General features: G+C 64.0%; 19 protein-coding genes. 5 read left to right on the top strand and 14 right to left on the bottom strand.

The annotated features are described in order from the left end of the window. Positions 1 to 9: 9 nt before the first annotated feature. The 13 genes from ccmE to OOJ09_RS03195 form a co-directional block, all read right to left on the bottom strand. A complete protein-coding gene (gene ccmE / locus OOJ09_RS03255) occupies positions 10 to 453 on the bottom strand; it encodes a cytochrome c maturation protein CcmE (RefSeq protein WP_269903798.1) in 444 nt (147 codons plus the stop codon). A gap of 6 nt (positions 454 to 459) precedes the next feature. Further along, entirely contained in the window at positions 460 to 1599 is a 1140-nt protein-coding gene (gene ccmI / locus OOJ09_RS03250; RefSeq protein ID WP_269903797.1) for a c-type cytochrome biogenesis protein CcmI, read from the bottom strand. 120 nt (positions 1600 to 1719) lie between these two features. Beyond that, the gene (locus OOJ09_RS03245; RefSeq protein WP_269903796.1) at positions 1720 to 2160 is read right to left on the bottom strand and encodes a hypothetical protein; all 441 of its coding nucleotides are present in this window, start codon (positions 2158 to 2160) and stop codon (positions 1720 to 1722) included. Beyond that, positions 2157 to 2351 (bottom strand): hypothetical protein, encoded by a 195-nt coding sequence (locus OOJ09_RS03240; RefSeq protein WP_269903795.1) that lies wholly within the window; start codon positions 2349 to 2351, stop codon positions 2157 to 2159. The genes OOJ09_RS03245 and OOJ09_RS03240 overlap by 4 nt, the downstream gene beginning before the upstream one ends. After that, complete coding sequence (locus OOJ09_RS03235) at positions 2348 to 3781, bottom strand: ATP-binding protein (protein ID WP_269903794.1); 1434 nt, start codon at positions 3779 to 3781, stop codon at positions 2348 to 2350. Before OOJ09_RS03235 ends, OOJ09_RS03240 begins: the two co-directional genes overlap by 4 nt. After that, a complete protein-coding gene (locus OOJ09_RS03230) occupies positions 3765 to 4430 on the bottom strand; it encodes a response regulator transcription factor (protein WP_023812809.1) in 666 nt (221 codons plus the stop codon). The genes OOJ09_RS03235 and OOJ09_RS03230 overlap by 17 nt, the downstream gene beginning before the upstream one ends. A 107-nt stretch (positions 4431 to 4537) precedes the next feature. Then, positions 4538 to 4837, bottom strand: a complete 300-nt coding sequence (locus tag OOJ09_RS03225; RefSeq protein WP_269903793.1) for a hypothetical protein — start codon at positions 4835 to 4837, stop codon at positions 4538 to 4540. Positions 4838 to 5006: 169 nt separating this feature from the next. Beyond that, positions 5007 to 5414, bottom strand: coding sequence for a DUF3168 domain-containing protein (locus OOJ09_RS03220; protein ID WP_420107491.1), 408 nt, complete (start codon positions 5412 to 5414; stop codon positions 5007 to 5009). Positions 5415 to 5582: 168 nt separating this feature from the next. Beyond that, a complete protein-coding gene (locus OOJ09_RS03215) occupies positions 5583 to 6389 on the bottom strand; it encodes an ABC transporter permease (protein ID WP_269903791.1) in 807 nt (268 codons plus the stop codon). Continuing rightward, positions 6389 to 7222, bottom strand: coding sequence for an ABC transporter permease (locus OOJ09_RS03210; protein ID WP_269903790.1), 834 nt, complete (start codon positions 7220 to 7222; stop codon positions 6389 to 6391). The genes OOJ09_RS03215 and OOJ09_RS03210 overlap by 1 nt, the downstream gene beginning before the upstream one ends. Before the next feature lie 25 nt (positions 7223 to 7247). Continuing rightward, entirely contained in the window at positions 7248 to 8363 is a 1116-nt protein-coding gene (locus OOJ09_RS03205; protein ID WP_269903789.1) for an ABC transporter substrate-binding protein, read from the bottom strand. 68 nt (positions 8364 to 8431) lie between these two features. Further along, a complete protein-coding gene (locus OOJ09_RS03200) occupies positions 8432 to 9526 on the bottom strand; it encodes an ABC transporter ATP-binding protein (protein ID WP_269903788.1) in 1095 nt (364 codons plus the stop codon). A gap of 162 nt (positions 9527 to 9688) precedes the next feature. Then, positions 9689 to 10585, bottom strand: coding sequence for a LysR substrate-binding domain-containing protein (locus tag OOJ09_RS03195; protein ID WP_269903787.1), 897 nt, complete (start codon positions 10583 to 10585; stop codon positions 9689 to 9691). An 83-nt stretch (positions 10586 to 10668) separates the two neighbouring features. Here OOJ09_RS03195 and OOJ09_RS03190 point away from each other — a divergent pair, with 83 nt between their 5' ends. The 5 genes from OOJ09_RS03190 to OOJ09_RS03170 all read left to right on the top strand — a co-directional run bounded on the left by OOJ09_RS03190 (position 10669) and on the right by OOJ09_RS03170 (position 16830). After that, a complete protein-coding gene (locus tag OOJ09_RS03190) occupies positions 10669 to 12312 on the top strand; it encodes an amidohydrolase (RefSeq protein WP_269903786.1) in 1644 nt (547 codons plus the stop codon). Further along, positions 12299 to 13231 (top strand): dimethylarginine dimethylaminohydrolase family protein, encoded by a 933-nt coding sequence (locus tag OOJ09_RS03185; protein WP_258592591.1) that lies wholly within the window; start codon positions 12299 to 12301, stop codon positions 13229 to 13231. Before OOJ09_RS03190 ends, OOJ09_RS03185 begins: the two co-directional genes overlap by 14 nt. A 188-nt stretch (positions 13232 to 13419) precedes the next feature. Continuing rightward, on the top strand, positions 13420 to 15573 hold the full coding sequence (locus tag OOJ09_RS03180) for a transglycosylase domain-containing protein (RefSeq protein ID WP_269903785.1): 2154 nt from the start codon (positions 13420 to 13422) through the stop codon (positions 15571 to 15573). A 110-nt stretch (positions 15574 to 15683) separates the two neighbouring features. Continuing rightward, positions 15684 to 16268, top strand: a complete 585-nt coding sequence (locus tag OOJ09_RS03175) for a DUF1214 domain-containing protein (protein ID WP_269903784.1) — start codon at positions 15684 to 15686, stop codon at positions 16266 to 16268. Further along, positions 16261 to 16830 (top strand): DUF1254 domain-containing protein, encoded by a 570-nt coding sequence (locus OOJ09_RS03170; protein WP_269903783.1) that lies wholly within the window; start codon positions 16261 to 16263, stop codon positions 16828 to 16830. Before OOJ09_RS03175 ends, OOJ09_RS03170 begins: the two co-directional genes overlap by 8 nt. 103 nt (positions 16831 to 16933) lie before the next feature. Here OOJ09_RS03170 and OOJ09_RS03165 read toward each other — a convergent pair whose 3' ends face one another. After that, a complete protein-coding gene (locus OOJ09_RS03165) occupies positions 16934 to 17122 on the bottom strand; it encodes a hypothetical protein (protein ID WP_091577000.1) in 189 nt (62 codons plus the stop codon). Positions 17123 to 17262: the final 140 nt, after the last annotated feature.

Genomic DNA, 17262 nt, shown 5'->3' with positions numbered 1-17262 from the left:
GGAACCTGCCTATTCACTTTTGCTTTCCTCCCACACACCCTCGGCTTTCAGCCTGTCGGCCACGTCCTTGGGCATATAGTTCTCGTCATGCTTGGCCAGCACGCTGTCGGCGACGAAGACGCCGTGCGCGTCAAACGAGCCTTCGGTGATCACCCCCTGCCCTTCCCGGAAAAGGTCGGGAAGGATGCCGGTGTAGCTGACCTTGACGTCCTTCTGGTTGTCGGTCACCGAAAAAGCCACCGTGGCGCCCTGGCCGCGCTCGACGCTACCCTTTTCGACGAGGCCGCCCAGCCTGATGCGCTGGCCGGGCTGCAGGCTGGCGGTGGTCAGGTCGGCGGGCATGTAGAAATAGGAGGCTTTCTGGCCGAGCGCGTAGAATGTCAGTCCGGTGGCGGCGCCCAGAAAAGCCAGCCCGCCCGCGATCACCGACAGTCGTTTCTGCTTACGCGTCATGTCTGGTTACTCCGTTGCCGTCAGGCCAAGCGAGGCTGCAAGGGCGGTCAACTTCTTCGCTTCGTCACTGTCGGCCCCAAAGACGGCAATGGCGCGACCCAACGCGTCTCGCGCCTGATCGGCCTTGCCCAACACGACGTAGGAACGAACGAGCCGCATCCATCCTTCCGCGTCACGCGGGTTTTGCCGCAATTTATCATCAAGGCCAGCGACCATCGTGTTGATCATGGCTTCCCTGTCGGCGGGAGACATGGCGGAAGCGGCGTCGATATCGCCGGCAGCGGGACCGTTCGCTGCGCTCCCGGAAGCGATCTCGGGGGTGCCGGATTTCGCCAGCGCCTGCTCGACCGCACTGCGCCATGGCGAATCCGGCGGCAGCTTGCCCAGCATGGCCTGCCAGGCCGTGACAGCCTCCTGGCCGCGCCCCTCCTGGGCCAGTGCCACGGCCAGGTAGAAGCTAGCTTTCGCATTGGCCGGATCGAGCTTCAGCGCCGCTTCGAAGGCATCCTGGGCATCGGCCGATACAATGCCGCCCGCCGCACTGGCGATCGCCTCGCCAAGACCCGCCTGGCGATCGGCGCTGTCACCATCGAGGCGAATGGCGTTGCGATAGGCCGCTGCCGCATCGGAAAAGCGCTGCATGCGCAGATAGACCGGCGCCAGCACGTCCCAACCCCTGCCATCGGAAGGATTGGCGGCGAGATGGGCTTCCGCCCGCGCCACCAGTTCGTCGACAGAACTGTCGGCTGGATTCTTGGCCAACCGCTCGCTGAGCGGTTGCGACGGCAGATCAGGCGAGCCGAGCTGGCTGTAGAGGCCCCAGCTGACAAGCGGTACCACCAACACGGCCGCAGTTGCCACCAGCCTTGCCGCGACCGATGCTCGCCTGGCGGATGCCTCGCCGGCCATCCCCGCATTGTCGAGGCGAAGGATGCGACGGGCGATCTCCGCGCGTGCCTCAGCCGCCTCCGCCGGCTGGATCAAGCCGCGCGCGGCGTCGCGGTCGAGCTCGGACAACTGATCGCGATAGACTTCCAGATCGTGATCGCCGCTCGACGACGCGCCCTTCGAGCCGCCAGCCAGCGGCAGCAGTACCGCCAGGCTTGCGCCCAGCGTGAGAATTGCGGCTATGACCCAGAACAGCATGGTTCTTCCAATAACGGCAGAGCCCTGCCCTGCCAACTCAGGCGTCCTGCGACGCTTTGACGACAGGCGCGCCGCATGTCCTTGATCGACATCAATCGGCCAACTGGACCCAACTGGTTGTCAGGTCAGCGGCGTCCAGCTGCCGTCGGCGTTGCGGCAGGCGGTTCCACGCGCCGTGACCCCCGCCCCGCCGTTAAACACCGTCTGCGTGTACTGGCGGCAGTCCTGCGACCCGACGCGGTAGGGCTGGGCCGGGACCACCTCGCCATAACGCGAAGCCTGGGCGCCCTTCCACGTCACCTTCTGGCCACTGGTCGTATATTCCAGCGCCTTGTATTCAGCCTCGAGCGCACTGCGCTTCTCGGCATCGCTGAGGCCTGCGCCGATCGACCCGCCGATGAGACCGCCGCCCATCGCGGAAATGATCGTCGTGGTGACCTTGCCACCGCTGGCCGGAGGCGTCGCGGCGAGCGTCGGCGCGACGGTGGGGCCCTTGCCGCTCAGGGTGGTGCAGCCGGAAACGGCCAGCAATGCGGAAACAAGCGCGACGCGAATCTTCATGCCAACAACCGGTTTTCTTGAGTTGGAGCCTGCCATGATGAGCCGGGGACCGCGTCATCGGAGAAGTCGGCGTGGCCATAGTATTGATATTTGTCGGAAATTTGGCCGGGGCCGGTCGCCGCGGAACCAATCGACACGCCGCCGATAACATGCCCCGTCCATCGATGTCGACTGACCCTGGAAAGCATCATTGAAGGCTCCGCAACCGCACCACCGCCTTCAATCCGCCCATGCCGGACCGTTCGAGCGCCAGAACGCCTCCATACTCGTTGACGAGGTCGGCGACAATGGCCAGCCCGAGACCTGTTCCGGGCTTCGTCTCGTCCAGGCGCCGTCCACGCTTCAGCACCTCGCGCGCCTTGTCCTCGGGAATGCCAGGACCGTCGTCCTCGATGCTGATCTCGAACAGGCTGGCCGTATCATCCTTGCCCGTCAAAGGCACCACCGACACCAGGACGGCGCTCCTTGCCCATTTCAAGGCGTTTTCGAGGAGATTGCCCAGAAGTTCCTCCAGGTCCTCGCGCTCGCCGGCGAAGACGATCTCGATGGCCGGCAGCGACAACGACAAGCTCGTCCGCGGGTTGAGCTTCTGCAAAACCCGCACCATGCGCTGCACCAGCGGCGCCACCGGCGTGCGGTAGACGACGCTGTCGCGTTGCGCCGCCACACGGGCGCGCTGCAGATAGTGCTCCACCTGCTTCTGCATGGAAGCGGCCTGCTCGGCGATCAGCTGCCCCTTGGCGCCGCCAAGCGCCCGCCCCTCATTGAGCAGCACCGCCAGCGGCGTCTTCAGCGAATGGGCGAGATTGCCGACCTGGGTTCGCGAACGCTCGACGATGCGCCTGTTGTTTTCGATCAGCGCGTTGGTCTCGTTGGCGAGCGGCTCGATCTCGGCCGGAAAACGGCCATCGAGCCTCTGCGCGGTGCCTTCGCGCACCATGGCGAGCGCGTTCCTGACCCTGCGCAGCGGCTGCAGGCCGAGCAGGATGGCTATCGCGTTGATGGCGATCATGCCGACGCCGAACAGAGAGAGATAGGTCAGCAGGCGGCGCTGGAAGGTGGCGATTTCCTGTTCGAGTTCGCTCTTGTTGCCCATGACGCGGAAGCGCGCGGCACGGTTCCTGGCATCGAGAACGAATTCGCTCTCGAACACTTCGAGTTGCTCGCCGTCGATGCCTTCGGCCGCATAGCTGCGCTGGAAGCTGGAGTTGAAAGGCACCTCGGCGACGCCTGGCGAAGGGATGGTCCTGGTCATCGACGATGAATGGAGATCGCCATGCACGCCTTCCGAGGCGGGCTCCACAGACCAGTACCAGCCCGAATTCGGCTCCGAGAACCGGAGATCGCCGAGGTCGGGCGCGCCGGTGAGCGCTCCCGTGTCGGAAATACCGACGGAGCCGATCAGGTTGAACAGATGCGCCGACAGCAGGCTGTCGAAGCCGCGCTCGCTGGCCTGGCGATAGAGCGTGGTGATCAGGGTGAAGATGACGACAAGGGTCAGGATCGCCCAGACCGTGGAAAAGGCGATCACGCGGAACGTCAGCGAACGCGGCCACAAACGCAGCGAAAGCGGCGTCCTTGCGAGTGGTTTGAGCGGTTCCGAGTTACGCCTCCGGCTCACGCATGCGGTAGCCCATGCCACGTACGGTTTCGATCATGTCGATGCCCATCTTCTTGCGCAGCCGCCCGACAAACACCTCGATGGTGTTGGAATCACGGTCGAAATCCTGGTCGTAGAGATGCTCGACCAGTTCGGTCCGCGAGACGACCTCGCCCATGTGGTGCATCAGATAGGCAAGCAGGCGGAATTCGTGCGACGTCAGCTTCAACGGCACGCCGTCGACATCGGCCTTCGACGCCTTGGTGTCGAGGCGCAGCGGCCCGCAGGTCAGTTCGGACGAGGCATGGCCGGCGGCGCGCCGGATCAGGGCCCTGAGCCTGGCCAGCACTTCCTCGATATGGAACGGCTTGGTGACATAGTCATCGGCGCCGGCGTCGATTCCGGAGACCTTGTCGCTCCAGCGGTCACGCGCCGTGAGGATCAGCACCGGCATCTTGCGGCCGCCGCGACGCCAGCGCTCGACCACGCTGATGCCGTCCATTTGCGGCAGGCCGATATCGAGCACGACGGCGTCGTAGGGCTCGGTGTCGCCGAGGAAATGGCCCTCCTCGCCGTCGAAGGCGCGGTCGACGACATAGCCGGCATCGACCAGCGCGTCCGATATCTGACGATTGAGATCCTTGTCATCCTCGACGACGAGTACGCGCATGCGGAGTTCGATACCTGTTGAAGAGCTGGGACAGATTGAAGAACTTGGCCAGATTGAAGACTTGGGGCAGATATAGGCCGATTCCGGTGGCCTGGGAAACGGCAGGCTCAGTTCTGCGGAACGACGATTTCGGAGCGGCGCGGACGCTGTCCATCCTTGCCCGGGACGAGCACCACGATGACGCAGACCGGCTGACCACCGCGGGTCGATTGCGAGGCCTTGGCCAGCGTTCCGCCATTCTGCTCGGCCACCTGCTGGCCGATCGCGTAGCAATCGGACGCCGCCAGCAGGATCGGGCTGGCCTGGTCGGGCGCGATGACCGGTATCGCCAGCGCCTGCGACGCAAACAGGCCGGCAGCACAGAGCGCCAGTGTCGCGGTTCGGAAGTGGGAGCGAAGCGTTTTCATGGTCGGCGTTGTAACGCATCGGTGCTGAACGTGAAATGAACAGTGAACGCCGCCAAGAACATGCCGCTCCCCCCTGAAACACGAGACAACCGATCGGAAATCCGCCGCCCGCCCGGCGAAATCCTGGAAACGTCAGTCTAGACTCCGTTTCGATCATATTGAAAGCGTATCAGGCACTTTCCTGCGTCAGCGCACGAAAGCGCAGCAGCCCGTGATGCACCAGCAGGTCCTCGTCATAACGGGCCTCGGTGAATTCCAACGACAACCGCGTCTGGCCACGAGGGCCAATTACCAGCGCTGCGTCGGCAAGGCGTGCCTTGATGGCGTCCATAATGGCAAGCGTTTCGGCCTCGCCATGGGCTTTCGACCAGACGTGCAGCGTAATCAACTGATCGTCGCGGTTCTCGGCGCCTGTATCCCAGTCAAAGGCGCAGGTCTGGCCGCAAGTCACATACGGAAAGGCGACATTTCCGGTTGGACTTTCCAACAGCCCGGCACCGCCCAGCAGCGCCGAAAGCGATGCGTCGCCTTTCAGTCTCAGAAACAGTGCCTGCTGCAGATCGCCCGGCGCGGTCATCGTCCTTTTCCCTAGCCGTTGCGCTACCGACCATTGCTTGCCAGAAGCCCATCCTTGTTCTGGATGCTTTGCCATATATAGCCATTCGCCACGCTGACGCGATGGCGATTCGTCATCGGAATGACGAAGGCTGATGATCTCGAAAATGCGACTTTGTCGACAACCTCGTCAGCCGGCGCCGCGCATCCGGACCACGAAACTGCGAAGCGCAAGCACCAGCACGGTGATGATGATCAGGATCACCGACAGCGCCGCGATAGCCGGATCGATGTTGTCGCGCAGGCCCATCCACATCAGCCTTGGCAGCGTGATGGCATTGACCGAGGTGATGAACAGTGTGACGCCGATCTCTTCCCAGGACAACACGAAGGACAAGAGTGCGGCGGTGACGATGCCGAACTTGATGTTCGGCATGATAATGCGGGTGGCGCGCTCCCAGACCGTTGCGCCGAGGCCGCGCGCGGCAAGGTCGATGCGGCGGTCGAGCTGGCTGAGCGAGACCAGGATCAGCACCGTGGCGAAGGGCACCGTCATCACCGAATGCGCCATGGCGACGCCGAGCCAGGTGTCATAGCCGAAGAACGAGCTGACGCCCGACATCGAGGTCAACAGGAAGTAGAGTGTAATCGCCGACACCACAGGCGGCACCACCATCGGCAACAGCACGAAGCCGACCAGGGCCGCCGTGAAGCGCGGCTGGAACATCCACACGCCGAGACTGAAGCAGAGCGCGAGCACCGTGGAAAACGCGCTGCTGACGACGCCGATGCGGATCGAGAGCAGGATAGAGTCGATCCAGCGCGGATCCTCGATTAGCGCCCGGTAATGGCGCAGCGACAGTTCGCCGGACGGCATCGCCAGCATGCGGCTCGGCGTCAGCGACACCGGGATGACGGCGAGCAGCGGCATCAGCAGGAACAGCGCCACCAGGGCGGCGATGACCAGCGAGACGGGACCGGGGCGATAGGTCGGCATCAGATCAACTGCTTGGGTCTGACATAACGGAACAAGATTGCCATCAGCGCGCCGACGAACAGCACCAGCACCACGCTGATCGCGGCACCCAGACCCCAGTCCGGGCTCTGGAATATCCTGAGATAGATCAGCTCGGCGATCATCACGCTGCGGCCGCCGCCGAGGATCGCCGGCGTGACGAAGAAGCCAAGCGAGAAGACGAACACGATCATCGCGGAGCCGATGATGCCCGATCGCGTCATCGGCACGAACACAGACCAGAAGGTTCGCATGCGGCTGGAGCCGAGGCCGCGCGCCGCCAGCAGCACGCGGTCGTCGAGGCTGCGCATGGCCGACGCCAACGGGAAGACGGCGAACGGAATGAGGAAATGCGTCATGCCGACGATGACGCCGAACTCGTTGCGCACCAGCGCCAGCGGCTCCGAGATGAAGCCGATCGCCTGCAGCCATGTGTTGATCAGGCCGCGATTGGACAACAGCGCCACCCAACCAAAGGCGCGCGTCAGCACCGAAATCCAGAAGGGCACCAGGATGCAGAATTCGGCGACAAGCCTTTGCGCCGGGGTTCCGCGCACCCAGACGACGGTTATGGCGTAGGCAGCGGCCACCGAAACCACGGTGACGATGGCGGCGATGCGCAGCGTGCGGATGAACACCGACTGCACCAGATCATCGGTGAGCAATGCGTTATACTGGCCAAGCCCCGGCGTCGGCAGCGTGAAGCTCCATTTGACGACGCCGAGGAACGGCCAGGCATAGGCCAGCACAAGAAACAGGAGCAGCGGCGCCATCAACAGCGCCGCGCCCATCCTGTCGGAGAGATACGCTCGCATTTGGACCCGATCATCCCGGCCTTGGTCAGGCGGAGATGATCTTGGTGTATTCGTCGAGCGCGGCCCCGTAGTTCTTGGCGTACCAGTCCATGTCGAGCGCGATCTGCTTCTTCATGTTCTCGGGGTCAACCGGGTTGATGCGCTTCTTGTCGGCGGGGATCAGCGCATCGGCGGCCGGGTTGGCCGGGCCCTGGCCGAGCTTGTCGAACATGACCAGCTGCTTTTGCGGATCCTGGGCGCTGGCGATGAACTTCATCGCCGCGTCCTTGCCGCCCGGATTGCCCTTGAGCACGGCGAGCGCACCGGGCGAGATCAGGCCCTGATCCCAGATGAACTTGATCTTGCCGCCTGAGTCCTGCTCGATCAGCGAGGCGCGGGTCGACCAGACAATGGCCATCGAGGCCTCGCCGTTGAGCAGCACGCTCTGGCTTTCGGCGCCACCGCCCCAATAGGCAACGACATTTTCCTTGAAGGCGGCGATCTTGTCGTGCGCGCGCTTGAGGTCGAGCGGGTAGAGCGAAGCCGGCGCGATGCCGTCGGCCAAAAGGGCCGCCTCCCAGCTCGACACGCCCCATTTGTAGAGCGAGCGCTTGCCGGGGAATTTCTTCACGTCGAAGAAGTCGGCCATGCCGGTCGGAGCGTCCTTGCCGTATTTTTCGGAATCATAGGCGATGACGTAAGAGAAGAAATAGGTCGAGGCGGCATAGTCCCAGCCGAAGCCGGGGCGCATCTTCTTCTTGTCGACGATGTTGTAGTCAATCGGCTCGAGCATGCCTTGCGCGCCCAGCGTGATGGCCGAGAACGGATCGACGTCGACGAGGTCCCAGGTCGGCGCGCCGCTCTTGAACTGCGCGGCGATGGCGCCCTCGGTCGGGCCCGAACCGTCCATCTTGACGACGATGCCGGTGTCCTTGGTGAAGGCCTGGCCATAGGCGGCATCGTAAGCCGTGATGGCGTCGCCACCCCAGTTGACCAGCACCAGCTCCTTAGCCGCGGCAAAGGCTCCGGTCGAGCGCAGCAGCATCGGCGTGCCGGCAAGCACCAGTGCGGCAAGCTGCGTGAACTGGCGGCGCGAAATCTCGCCGCGACCTGCCCTGGCCGACAGGCTCTCGATGGCTTGTTTCTTGGTATCATGTGTCATGTCAGTTCCCCTTTTTGTTGTTGATAGTACCGGAAAGCGGTGGGGCGCATGTCTTGCCCCACCGTTGGTCATCGTCCTCCATCCGGAAGGAGGAAACCCTTTTCCGCTGGCCAGGTCAGCCAGACGGAATTGCCCTTGCTGAGTGCTGAGGCGGCAACCTCGTTCGGCACCGAAACCGTGACCTTGGCGCCTTGGCGCGTCGTCAGGTCGAGCCGCGTTGCCGCACCGAGATAAGTGGAGTTGGTGGCTGTCGCGGCAATGCCGTTCTCGCCCGCTGCCGCTTCGCAGGCGATCGACATGTATTCGGGTCGGATTGCCAGGATGGCGTTGCTGCCGACGCCGTTGGCACTGCCGCGCAGGCTGACAGTGCGGTCTTCGCACAGACCGGTGGCGCCGTTGTCGGCGCTGCGTATCTCCTTGAGCGGCAGCATGTTGATTTCGCCGAGGAACTCGGCGACGAAACGGTTGGCCGGCCGATCATAGACCTCGTCGGGTGCGCCGACTTGCAGCAATTCGCCATGATTGAAGATCGCGACGCGCGACGACAGCGCCAAAGCCTCGCTCTGGTCGTGGGTGACGAAGACGAAGGTGGTGCCGGTCTCCTGATGCAGCCGCTTCATCTCGGCCTGCATCTGGCCGCGCAAGCCCTTGTCGAGCGCCGAAAACGGCTCGTCGAGCAACAGCACGCCCGGTTCGAACACCAGCGCCCGGGCGAGCGCGACGCGCTGCTGCTGGCCACCTGAAAGCTGCGCCGGAAGTTTCTTCTCGTGGCCGTTCAGCCCGACGCGCTCGATCATCTCGCCGACACGGCGCTTGATGTCGGCCGCCGATTTCTTGCGCACCTTGAGCGGAAAGGCGATGTTGGCTTCGACGCTCATGTGCGGGAACAGCGCATAACCCTGGAACACCATGCCGGCCGCACGCTGCTCGGCCGGACGCTCGGTGATGTCGACGCCATCGCTGAAAAGCCGGCCCTCGGTCGGCTGCACGAAGCCGGCAAGGATCATCAGGAAGGTGGTCTTGCCCGAGCCGGACGGCCCGAGCAGGGTCAGGAACTCGCCACGGCCGATATCGAGGCTCAGATTGTCCAGCGCACGGAAAGAGCCGAAGCTCTTGCCGATCCCGATTGCCTTGATCTCCGCGGCTCGTCCGGGTTGTCGCATCCTGCCCTTTCCCTAACGCTCTGCGAAATCGTAGGCAGGGCGTCAGCTCACCGCAACCGAATAGTTTTCGCCGGATCGGCAAATTCCATTCATCTATCGATGCCGCCGCCACACGGCGTAGCCTACATCAACCTACACGGCGCAGCCTGCATCAATCCTACATCAATAAGGGCTGACCTGGTTCTCCGATAGCGTGGAGCGCAGCCAGCCGGCAAAGGCCTCGAGCACGGGATGCGCGGCCTTGGCATGCTCGGAAACCAGGAAATAGGAGCGCGGCGATTTGATCGCGATGTCGAAGGGCCTGACCAGCCGGCCTTCGCTCAGCGCGCGGCGGCTGGTCAGTTCGTCGCCCATGGCGATGCCCTGGCCGGCGATCGCCGCCGAAAAGACCAGATTCATGTCGGAAAAGAAGATACCGCCCTCGGTGTCGGGGTTTTCCACCTTCGACAGGGCCAGCCAGCGCGCCCAGTCCTCGGTGTCGCCGAGATGCAGGAGATTGGCGCGCAAAACGTCGGCGGGCTTCGAAAATCCACCAACCTTGTTGAGCAACGTCGGACTGCAGAGCGGCGTGAAGGAGATTTCGCACAGAAGCTCGACCGCACGGTTCGGCCAGTTGCCGACGCCAAACGCGATGAAGGCGTCGGCCTCGGCATTGCTGACATCGTCGAGCCGCCGCGGTGTCAGGATGCGCAATGCGACATCGGGGTACATCTGCCGGAATTCGCCGATATGGGTGCACAGGAACAGCGAGGCGAAGCCCGGTGTGCAGCTGACGCTGAAGGAGCCGCCAACGCCGGTGCCGGCCTGGCGTGTCACCGCATCGCCCAGCACGGTGAGCGCCTTGCGCACGTCGCTGGCGTAGCGCTGGCCGCGGGGCGTCAGCGCCACGCCCTTGCCAATGCGTTCGAGCAGGTCGAAGCCGAGATCACGCTCCAGCAGGCGAAGCTGGTGGCTGACGGCGCTGCGGGTCAGATGCAGTTCGTCGGCGGCGCGCCAGACGCTGCCATGGCGGGCGAAGCTGTCGAGGGCGCGCAGCGCTTGGGTGGATGGTATTCGCAAGAGGCCTCAGGTGAACCGAATTTGCACGAGCCGGGAAAACATATCACTTTTTGGCAAGCCGCTTCACTGCTTTCTTCTCTGCCATGGAGAAAGCGGCCACCACTTCGGCGCAAGCAACCGCACTTGCCTGTCTCGACGGCATCCAGCCGCTGCTGTCGGCGTGGACGCGCACCATTTTCGATTTCGGCGAAACCGCATGGCGCGAGTATCAATCCGCTGCCTGGTATGTGGAGCGACTGAAGCGCGAGGGCTTTTCCGTCGAGGAGAGCTCGGGAGGCATGCCGACGGCATTCTGCGCGCATTGGACCAACGGCCCCGGCCCAACCATCGGCATGTACGCCGAATATGACGCGGTGCCGGGCAATTGCCAGGATGCCGCGACGGTCAAGCGTCCGCGTCCAGGTCTCTCCGAACATGCCGGCGGTCATACCGATCCGCATTCCGGACTGGGCATTTCGAGCCTCGGCGGGCTGCTGGCGGCCAAGGCAGCGATGCAGCGCCACGGCATATCAGGCACGCTGCGCTTCACCGGCGAGCCGGCGGAAAAAGTGCGCGGGTCGAAGCCGATCCATGCCGCCAAGGGTTATTATGACGGCCTTGCCGGCATGATCTCCTTCCACCCCTTCTATATGCTGCCGCTCTGCAACACGGCGCGCTGGGACACGCATTGCGGCGCGGCCTATGCGATGATCTATCGCTTCCTCTGCGACGAGCCTGAACACTGGGCACGGGCTGGCGGCGACGGCGCACCGATCCCGCAGGCGCATTCGGCGGTCAGGGCGCCCGGTGCCAACGACGCGCTGATGACGATGTACATGGCCTCCAAGGCGCTGCGCGATTCCATGCTGCCGCATCAGGGCGGCTGGTCGATCAGCGAGGCGATCCTCACCGCCGGCCAGGCGACCGCCGACAATCTGCCGGCGGGTCTGGCCGAAATCCAGTACATGATCCGCGTGCCGACGCTTGCCATGGCCGAACAGGTCACCGCCGTGCTCGACCGCAATGCCCAGGCCGCCGCCAGCATGAGCGGCTGCCGCTACGAGCGGCACTGGGTGTCGAAGTCACGGCCGGGGCTCGCCAACCACGCCATGGCAGCGATCGCCTATGAGGCGCTGTGCACCGTCGGACCGCCGCGCTGGGACGAGGCGGCGAAAGCAGTCGCCCGCGAGATCCAGGTCAATGCGGGCGGAGCGGCAACCGACGAGCCGTTCCTTGCCGAGATGGAGCAACTGATCGCGCCGCAAGAGGCCGAAGCGATGCTGCGCCGCGACCTGCCGCCGTCACAGCTCAATTCGACCTCGGACGACTATACCGACATGTCCTGGCATACGCCGACGGCTCGGTTCTACGTCGCCCGTCCGGCACTGCGTTCCGGAAATGGCCACGTCTATCCGTCCTGGGTGATGAATGCGCTAGGCGGCATTCCCGCCACCATCGACCCGATGGTGACCTGCGCCTCCCGCACGATCGCGCTCGCCGCCCTTCGCCTGCTGGAGGACAAGACCGCCCGCGATGCGGCGATGGATGAATTCGTCGCCCGCACCGGTGGCGGCGTCGGCGGCTCGAACTGGATCGCGCCGCTCTGCGACTACGAGCCGCCGATTGGATTTCGCTGGCCGGAATATGTCACCACCGCGCGCGGGCGCGACTGGTGGATCCCCAGCCTATCATCAGGCAATCAATCACCCCAAGCCGCGCCATCAGGAGAACCCCATGACCGTTCATGACCGCATTGTTGCAGAACCGTTTTCGCTGCAGCGCCGCAACCCGGCCGGCGGCACCAAGCCGCTTACCGTCTGGGGCTTTGCCAACGAGACCGATGTCTTGACCGACGTCCTGCTCGGCTCGCCCAATTTCCTGCGTCATCTGTCGACGAGTTCGCTGTCTCGCAAGCATCTGCGCGAGGCGCCCTGCAACGTCCAGATCGCGCAGGCGCAGCACAAGGACCTGGTTGCCGCCTACGAGCATTTCGGCGTCAACATCCATTGGCACGAGCCGACGCCGGAACTGCCGATGCAGGTCTACTCGCGCGATTCCAGCGTCATGACGCCGTATGGCGCCGTCATCACCGCGATGGCCAACTGGTGGCGGCGCGGCGAGAACTACGCGGCGATCCGCACCTATGAGAAGCTGGGCATCCCGATCTACGACATGGTCACGGCCGGCACCTTCGAGGGCGGCGACTTCAACGTCATCGAGGACGGCGTCGTGCTGATCGGCTGCGGCGGCGCCCGCACCCAGGAAGAAGGCGCCCGGCAGGTGCAGGCCTGGTTCGACAAGGAGGGCTGGGAAACCCGCATCGCCTTCATCGACGAGTATTACGTCCATATCGACCTGATGGTGGTGCCGATCGCGGAAAAGCTGACCGCCGTCTGTCTCGCCTGCACCGAGCCCGGCATCGTCGACTGGCTGAAGGGCAAAGGCCATGAGATCATCGACGTGCCGTTCCAGGACACGATGGCGCTGGGCTGCAACTTCATGTCTCTCGGCAAGGACCGGGTGATCGCGCCGACTTCCAGCCAGACGCTGATCGGCCAGCTCAAGGCGCGCGGTTTCGAGGTCGCGGCCGTCGACATGAGCGAAATCTCCAAGACCGGCGGCGGCATCCACTGCATGGCGCAGGCGTTGAAGCGCGAGCCGGCCTGAGGCGGCAAAAGTCGACGCGGCGGGTCCAGGCTGCATTCCCGGCCCGCCTTCGGCAACAAACCCGCCGCTGTGTCTTCGTCGCCCTTGTGAGCGCTGGAAAAATGGAGGAATAGTCTCCCACAACGCGTCGCCCTGAAATTGCCGGTTTGCGGTCCTCAGGTCGCGCCATCGCCTAGCCGGATTTCCGAATGGCCAGTCCTGAACCGCGCAAGAGAAGAGGTCCGATCGCCGCCTGGCTGCTGGCGCTCGACGCGTGGATCGATTCCTCCCTCTACGAGATCGGTTTCAAGGCGCGCCAGTTCTGGGAAGCCGCTACGATCTTCGCACGGCGCTTCCGCGTCACCGGCTGGCGTCGCGGCATCATCGAATTGTTGAGCGAAGGCTTTACGCTGGGCGCCGGCGGCATTGTGGTCATGCTGGCGCTGGCCATCCCGGCTTTCCAGGACACGGCTGGCGACTGGCGCGCGCAGGGCGACTTCGCCGTCACCTTCCTCGACCGCTACGGCAACGAGATCGGCCAGCGCGGCATCATCCAGCGCGATTCGGTGCCGGTCGACGAGATGCCCGATCACGTCATCAAGGCGGTGCTCGCCACCGAGGATCGCCGCTTCTTCGATCACTACGGCATCGATGTTCTGGGTCTTTCGCGAGCGATATTCGAGAATGTGCGGGCCAACTCGGTCGTCCAGGGCGGCTCGAGCATCACCCAGCAACTGGCCAAGAACCTGTTCCTCACCAATGAGCGCACGTTCGAGCGCAAGATCAAGGAAGCGTTCCTGTCGCTGTGGCTCGAGGCCAACCTGTCGAAAAAGGAAATCCTGCAGCTCTACCTCGACCGCGCCTATATGGGCGGCGGCACGTTCGGCATCGAGGCGGCCGCCGATTTCTATTTCGGCAAGAGCGTCAAGGACCTGAACCTCGCCGAGGCGGCGATGCTTGCCGGTCTGTTCAAGGCGCCGACCAAATACGCGCCCCACATCAACCTGCCGGCGGCGCGTGCGCGCGCCAATGTGGTGCTGTCCAATCTTGTCGATTCCGGCTTCATGACGGAAGGCCAGGTGCTGCAGGCCCGACTGCATCCGGCCGATGTGGTTGATCGCGGCGAGCAGAAGAGCCCCGACTATTTCCTCGACTGGGCGTTCGACGAGGTCAAGAAGATCGCCAAACCGGGGCAGCATTCGCTCGTTGCCCACACCACCTTCGATGCCAACATCCAGAAGGCGGCGGAAGAATCGGTTGAGTTCCACCTGCGCCAGTTCGGCAAGGAGTACAACGTCACCGAGGGCGCGGTCGTCGTCATCGAGACCAACGGCGCCGTCCGCGCCATTGTCGGCGGCCGCGACTACGGCGCCAGCCAGTTCAACCGTGCCACCAAGGCGTTGCGCCAGACCGGCTCGTCATTCAAACCCTATGTCTATGCAACCGCGATGGAACACGGCTTCACGCCCAACTCCATCATTTCCGGCGGCCCGATCAGCTGGGGCAACTGGTCGCCCCACAATTACAGCGGCGAATCGGCGGGCAACATCACCCTGATCATGGCGATGGCCAAATCGATCAACACCGTGCCGGTGCGGCTGGCCAAGGACCATCTCGGTATCGCGCCGATCAAGGCGATGGCCGAGGCGATGGGCGTGGAGTCGCCGCTCGAAGCACACAAGACGATGGTGCTCGGCACCTCGGGCATGACCGTGATGGATCAGGCGACGGGCTACAGCGTATTCGCCCAGAACGGTTTCGTCGGCTCCCGGCACGGCATCACGCAACTCGTCACCCGCACCGGCGACGTGGTCTACGACTTCGCCAAGGATGCGCCGCCGCCGCATCGGGTGCTGTCCGAGCAGGCGCTCAAATCGATGAATACCATGCTCGCCGCGGTGCCGGTGATGGGCACCGCGCGGCAGGCTCAAATTCCCAACATCGTCGTCGCCGGCAAGACCGGCACGACGCAGTCCTACCGCGATGCCTGGTTTGTCGGCTTCACCGGCAACTACACGGCGGCCGTATGGCTGGGCAATGACGATTTCACGCCGACCAAGAACATGACCGGCGGCTCGCTGCCGGCCATGGTGTGGCAACGTCTGATGGTCTACGCGCACCAGAACATAGACCTCAAGCCGATCCCGGGCATTGACAAACCCTTCGTCGACGAGGACGTCGCTGCCAAGGCCGAGGAAGCGCAGAAGAAGAGCGACGAACAGGCGGCGGCCGATGCGGCCGCGCAACGGCCAGCGGTGCTGTCCAGCCGGACCACGCAGGCATTGAGGGACATGACCAGGCTCTTCCAGTCGGCGCCCACCCTCAACGCACCTGCATCGCCGGAGACGCTGTCGGCGCTGTGATATTGCCCGGCGAGCCCGGGCAGATATGGGGCAAATCCATCGGGCCGCTTGCCACAAGGCCCCGCGCCGCGATATCCCCGGGCGGCAACTTTTCGTGTCCCTGGCCCTTCATGCTCAAGAATGCTTTGCTGACGCTGCTTTCGCTTGCCATAGCCATCGGCGGCGGTGGCGGCAGCGTCTGGTATGCGCTCAAGATCCAGGATGGCGTCGGCGCAATCAGGATCGGCCAATGGACGGCCTTTCCCGACATCGGCACGCCGTCCGCCGACCCCTATTCGAAGGCTCGCGTGGCGCGCGAAGGCGTGCTTGCGCTCGGCCGCGCCGAAGGGCTGACCTTCGTCGCCGAGCGCGACGCGAGCGGCGGCGAACTCAAGCGCGAATGCACCTACAGGATCGAGGGCGGATTTCCGACGGCGCGGTTCTGGACGCTCTATGCCGCCGACCAGTCACTCGGCGTGGTGGAAACCGGCAAGCCGCGGCTTGCGGCGCTGCAATCCTATGGGGTGCTGCGCCAATCCGACAATTCGGTGATCATTTCCGCCAGCCATCACCCGATGCCGGGCAACTGGCTGCTGACCGACGGTTTTGGCAGGATGTATTTCGTGCTGACATTCTATGACACGCCGATCGCCAGCAGCACCGGCCTGTCGGACGTTTCACTGCCGCGTATCGTGAAGGTCGGCTGCGATGCGTAGTTTCCATGCCGTGTTGCGCAGGCTTCTGCATGCCGTCCTGCTCGGCCTCGTCGGCGCCGGCATCGTGCACATCATCGTGCTGCTGCTGGTGCCTGAATTTTCGGAACGCGATGCCTGGTCGCGGCTGTCCATGGCCTCGGACCTCTACAAGATGACGCGGCTCGATGCCGAAGCCGGCGGCGCGCCGGTGGTGAAATCCGTCGACCCGCTGTTTTATGCCACGGCTTGCCGGTTCGACCTGGGCGAAGGGATGGTCCGGATCAAGGCGCCGGGACACGTCCCGTTCTGGTCGGTGTCCGTCTATGACCGCAACGGCCACAACATCTATTCCTTCAACGACCACACGGCGACCGGCGGCGTGCTGGATGCCGTCGTGCTGACGCCGGCGCAGATGATCGACGTGCGCAAGGACCTTCCCGAGGACCTGCAGGGAGCGATCTTCGTCGAAGCGCCGATCGAGGAAGGCATCTTCGTCATCCGCGCTTTCGTGCCGGACGACAGCTGGAAGCCGATCGTGTCGCGCTTTTTCGAGCAGAGTTCCTGCGAGTTGCAGGACTTCTAGAGGAGTGCCTGTCGCCCACAAGCGGCCCCGGTTTGGGGACCTCACATGCGCGAAAACAGACATTTAAAGCGCGGCGCCTGAATCCGTTCGAACGCGACGCGCTTCAATGATGCGGGACCGGCTTCGTGCGCGGCGGGCCCGGCTTGTCGGGATCGACCGGCCGCACTTCGCCGGCATGAGACCGCTCGTAGCGGATGCCGGGAAAGATGATCACCGCCGCCGGCATTTCGGCGGTTTGCTTTATGCGATTGCTTGGTGCCGTTCGCGGCACGAAAGACAGTACCATGCCCATGATTCGCGCATTCCTCTCGGTTTCCCCGGAGCACAACGCAACGCCTCCAAATGTCATTAAGGAGGGCAGAGGGTTAACGGAGCGCTAACGGATCGTCGCTAACTTGATCTTTGTTCTTGGCAATCGCTCGACCGACATAG

It is taken from the genome of Mesorhizobium qingshengii, assembly GCF_027563465.1.
GTDB classification, from domain to species: Bacteria; Pseudomonadota; Alphaproteobacteria; order Rhizobiales; family Rhizobiaceae; genus Mesorhizobium; species Mesorhizobium qingshengii_A.
This window is presented reverse-complemented; position numbering and strand designations above follow the sequence as displayed.

Coding starts and splice junctions, on each gene's coding strand:
- ccmE (WP_269903798.1), bottom strand. CDS start 453: ATGACGCGTAAGCAGAAACGACTGTCGGTGATCGCGGGCGGGCTGGCT.
- ccmI (WP_269903797.1), bottom strand. CDS start 1,599: ATGCTGTTCTGGGTCATAGCCGCAATTCTCACGCTGGGCGCAAGCCTG.
- OOJ09_RS03245 (WP_269903796.1), bottom strand. CDS start 2,160: ATGAAGATTCGCGTCGCGCTTGTTTCCGCATTGCTGGCCGTTTCCGGC.
- OOJ09_RS03240 (WP_269903795.1), bottom strand. CDS start 2,351: ATGATGCTTTCCAGGGTCAGTCGACATCGATGGACGGGGCATGTTATC.
- OOJ09_RS03230 (WP_023812809.1), bottom strand. CDS start 4,430: ATGCGCGTACTCGTCGTCGAGGATGACAAGGATCTCAATCGTCAGATA.
- OOJ09_RS03225 (WP_269903793.1), bottom strand. CDS start 4,837: ATGAAAACGCTTCGCTCCCACTTCCGAACCGCGACACTGGCGCTCTGT.
- OOJ09_RS03220 (WP_420107491.1), bottom strand. CDS start 5,414: ATGACCGCGCCGGGCGATCTGCAGCAGGCACTGTTTCTGAGACTGAAA.
- OOJ09_RS03215 (WP_269903791.1), bottom strand. CDS start 6,389: ATGCCGACCTATCGCCCCGGTCCCGTCTCGCTGGTCATCGCCGCCCTG.
- OOJ09_RS03210 (WP_269903790.1), bottom strand. CDS start 7,222: ATGCGAGCGTATCTCTCCGACAGGATGGGCGCGGCGCTGTTGATGGCG.
- OOJ09_RS03205 (WP_269903789.1), bottom strand. CDS start 8,363: ATGACACATGATACCAAGAAACAAGCCATCGAGAGCCTGTCGGCCAGG.
- OOJ09_RS03200 (WP_269903788.1), bottom strand. CDS start 9,526: ATGCGACAACCCGGACGAGCCGCGGAGATCAAGGCAATCGGGATCGGC.
- OOJ09_RS03190 (WP_269903786.1), top strand. CDS start 10,669: ATGGAGAAAGCGGCCACCACTTCGGCGCAAGCAACCGCACTTGCCTGT.
- OOJ09_RS03185 (WP_258592591.1), top strand. CDS start 12,299: ATGACCGTTCATGACCGCATTGTTGCAGAACCGTTTTCGCTGCAGCGC.
- OOJ09_RS03180 (WP_269903785.1), top strand. CDS start 13,420: ATGGCCAGTCCTGAACCGCGCAAGAGAAGAGGTCCGATCGCCGCCTGG.
- OOJ09_RS03175 (WP_269903784.1), top strand. CDS start 15,684: ATGCTCAAGAATGCTTTGCTGACGCTGCTTTCGCTTGCCATAGCCATC.
- OOJ09_RS03170 (WP_269903783.1), top strand. CDS start 16,261: ATGCGTAGTTTCCATGCCGTGTTGCGCAGGCTTCTGCATGCCGTCCTG.
- OOJ09_RS03165 (WP_091577000.1), bottom strand. CDS start 17,122: ATGGGCATGGTACTGTCTTTCGTGCCGCGAACGGCACCAAGCAATCGC.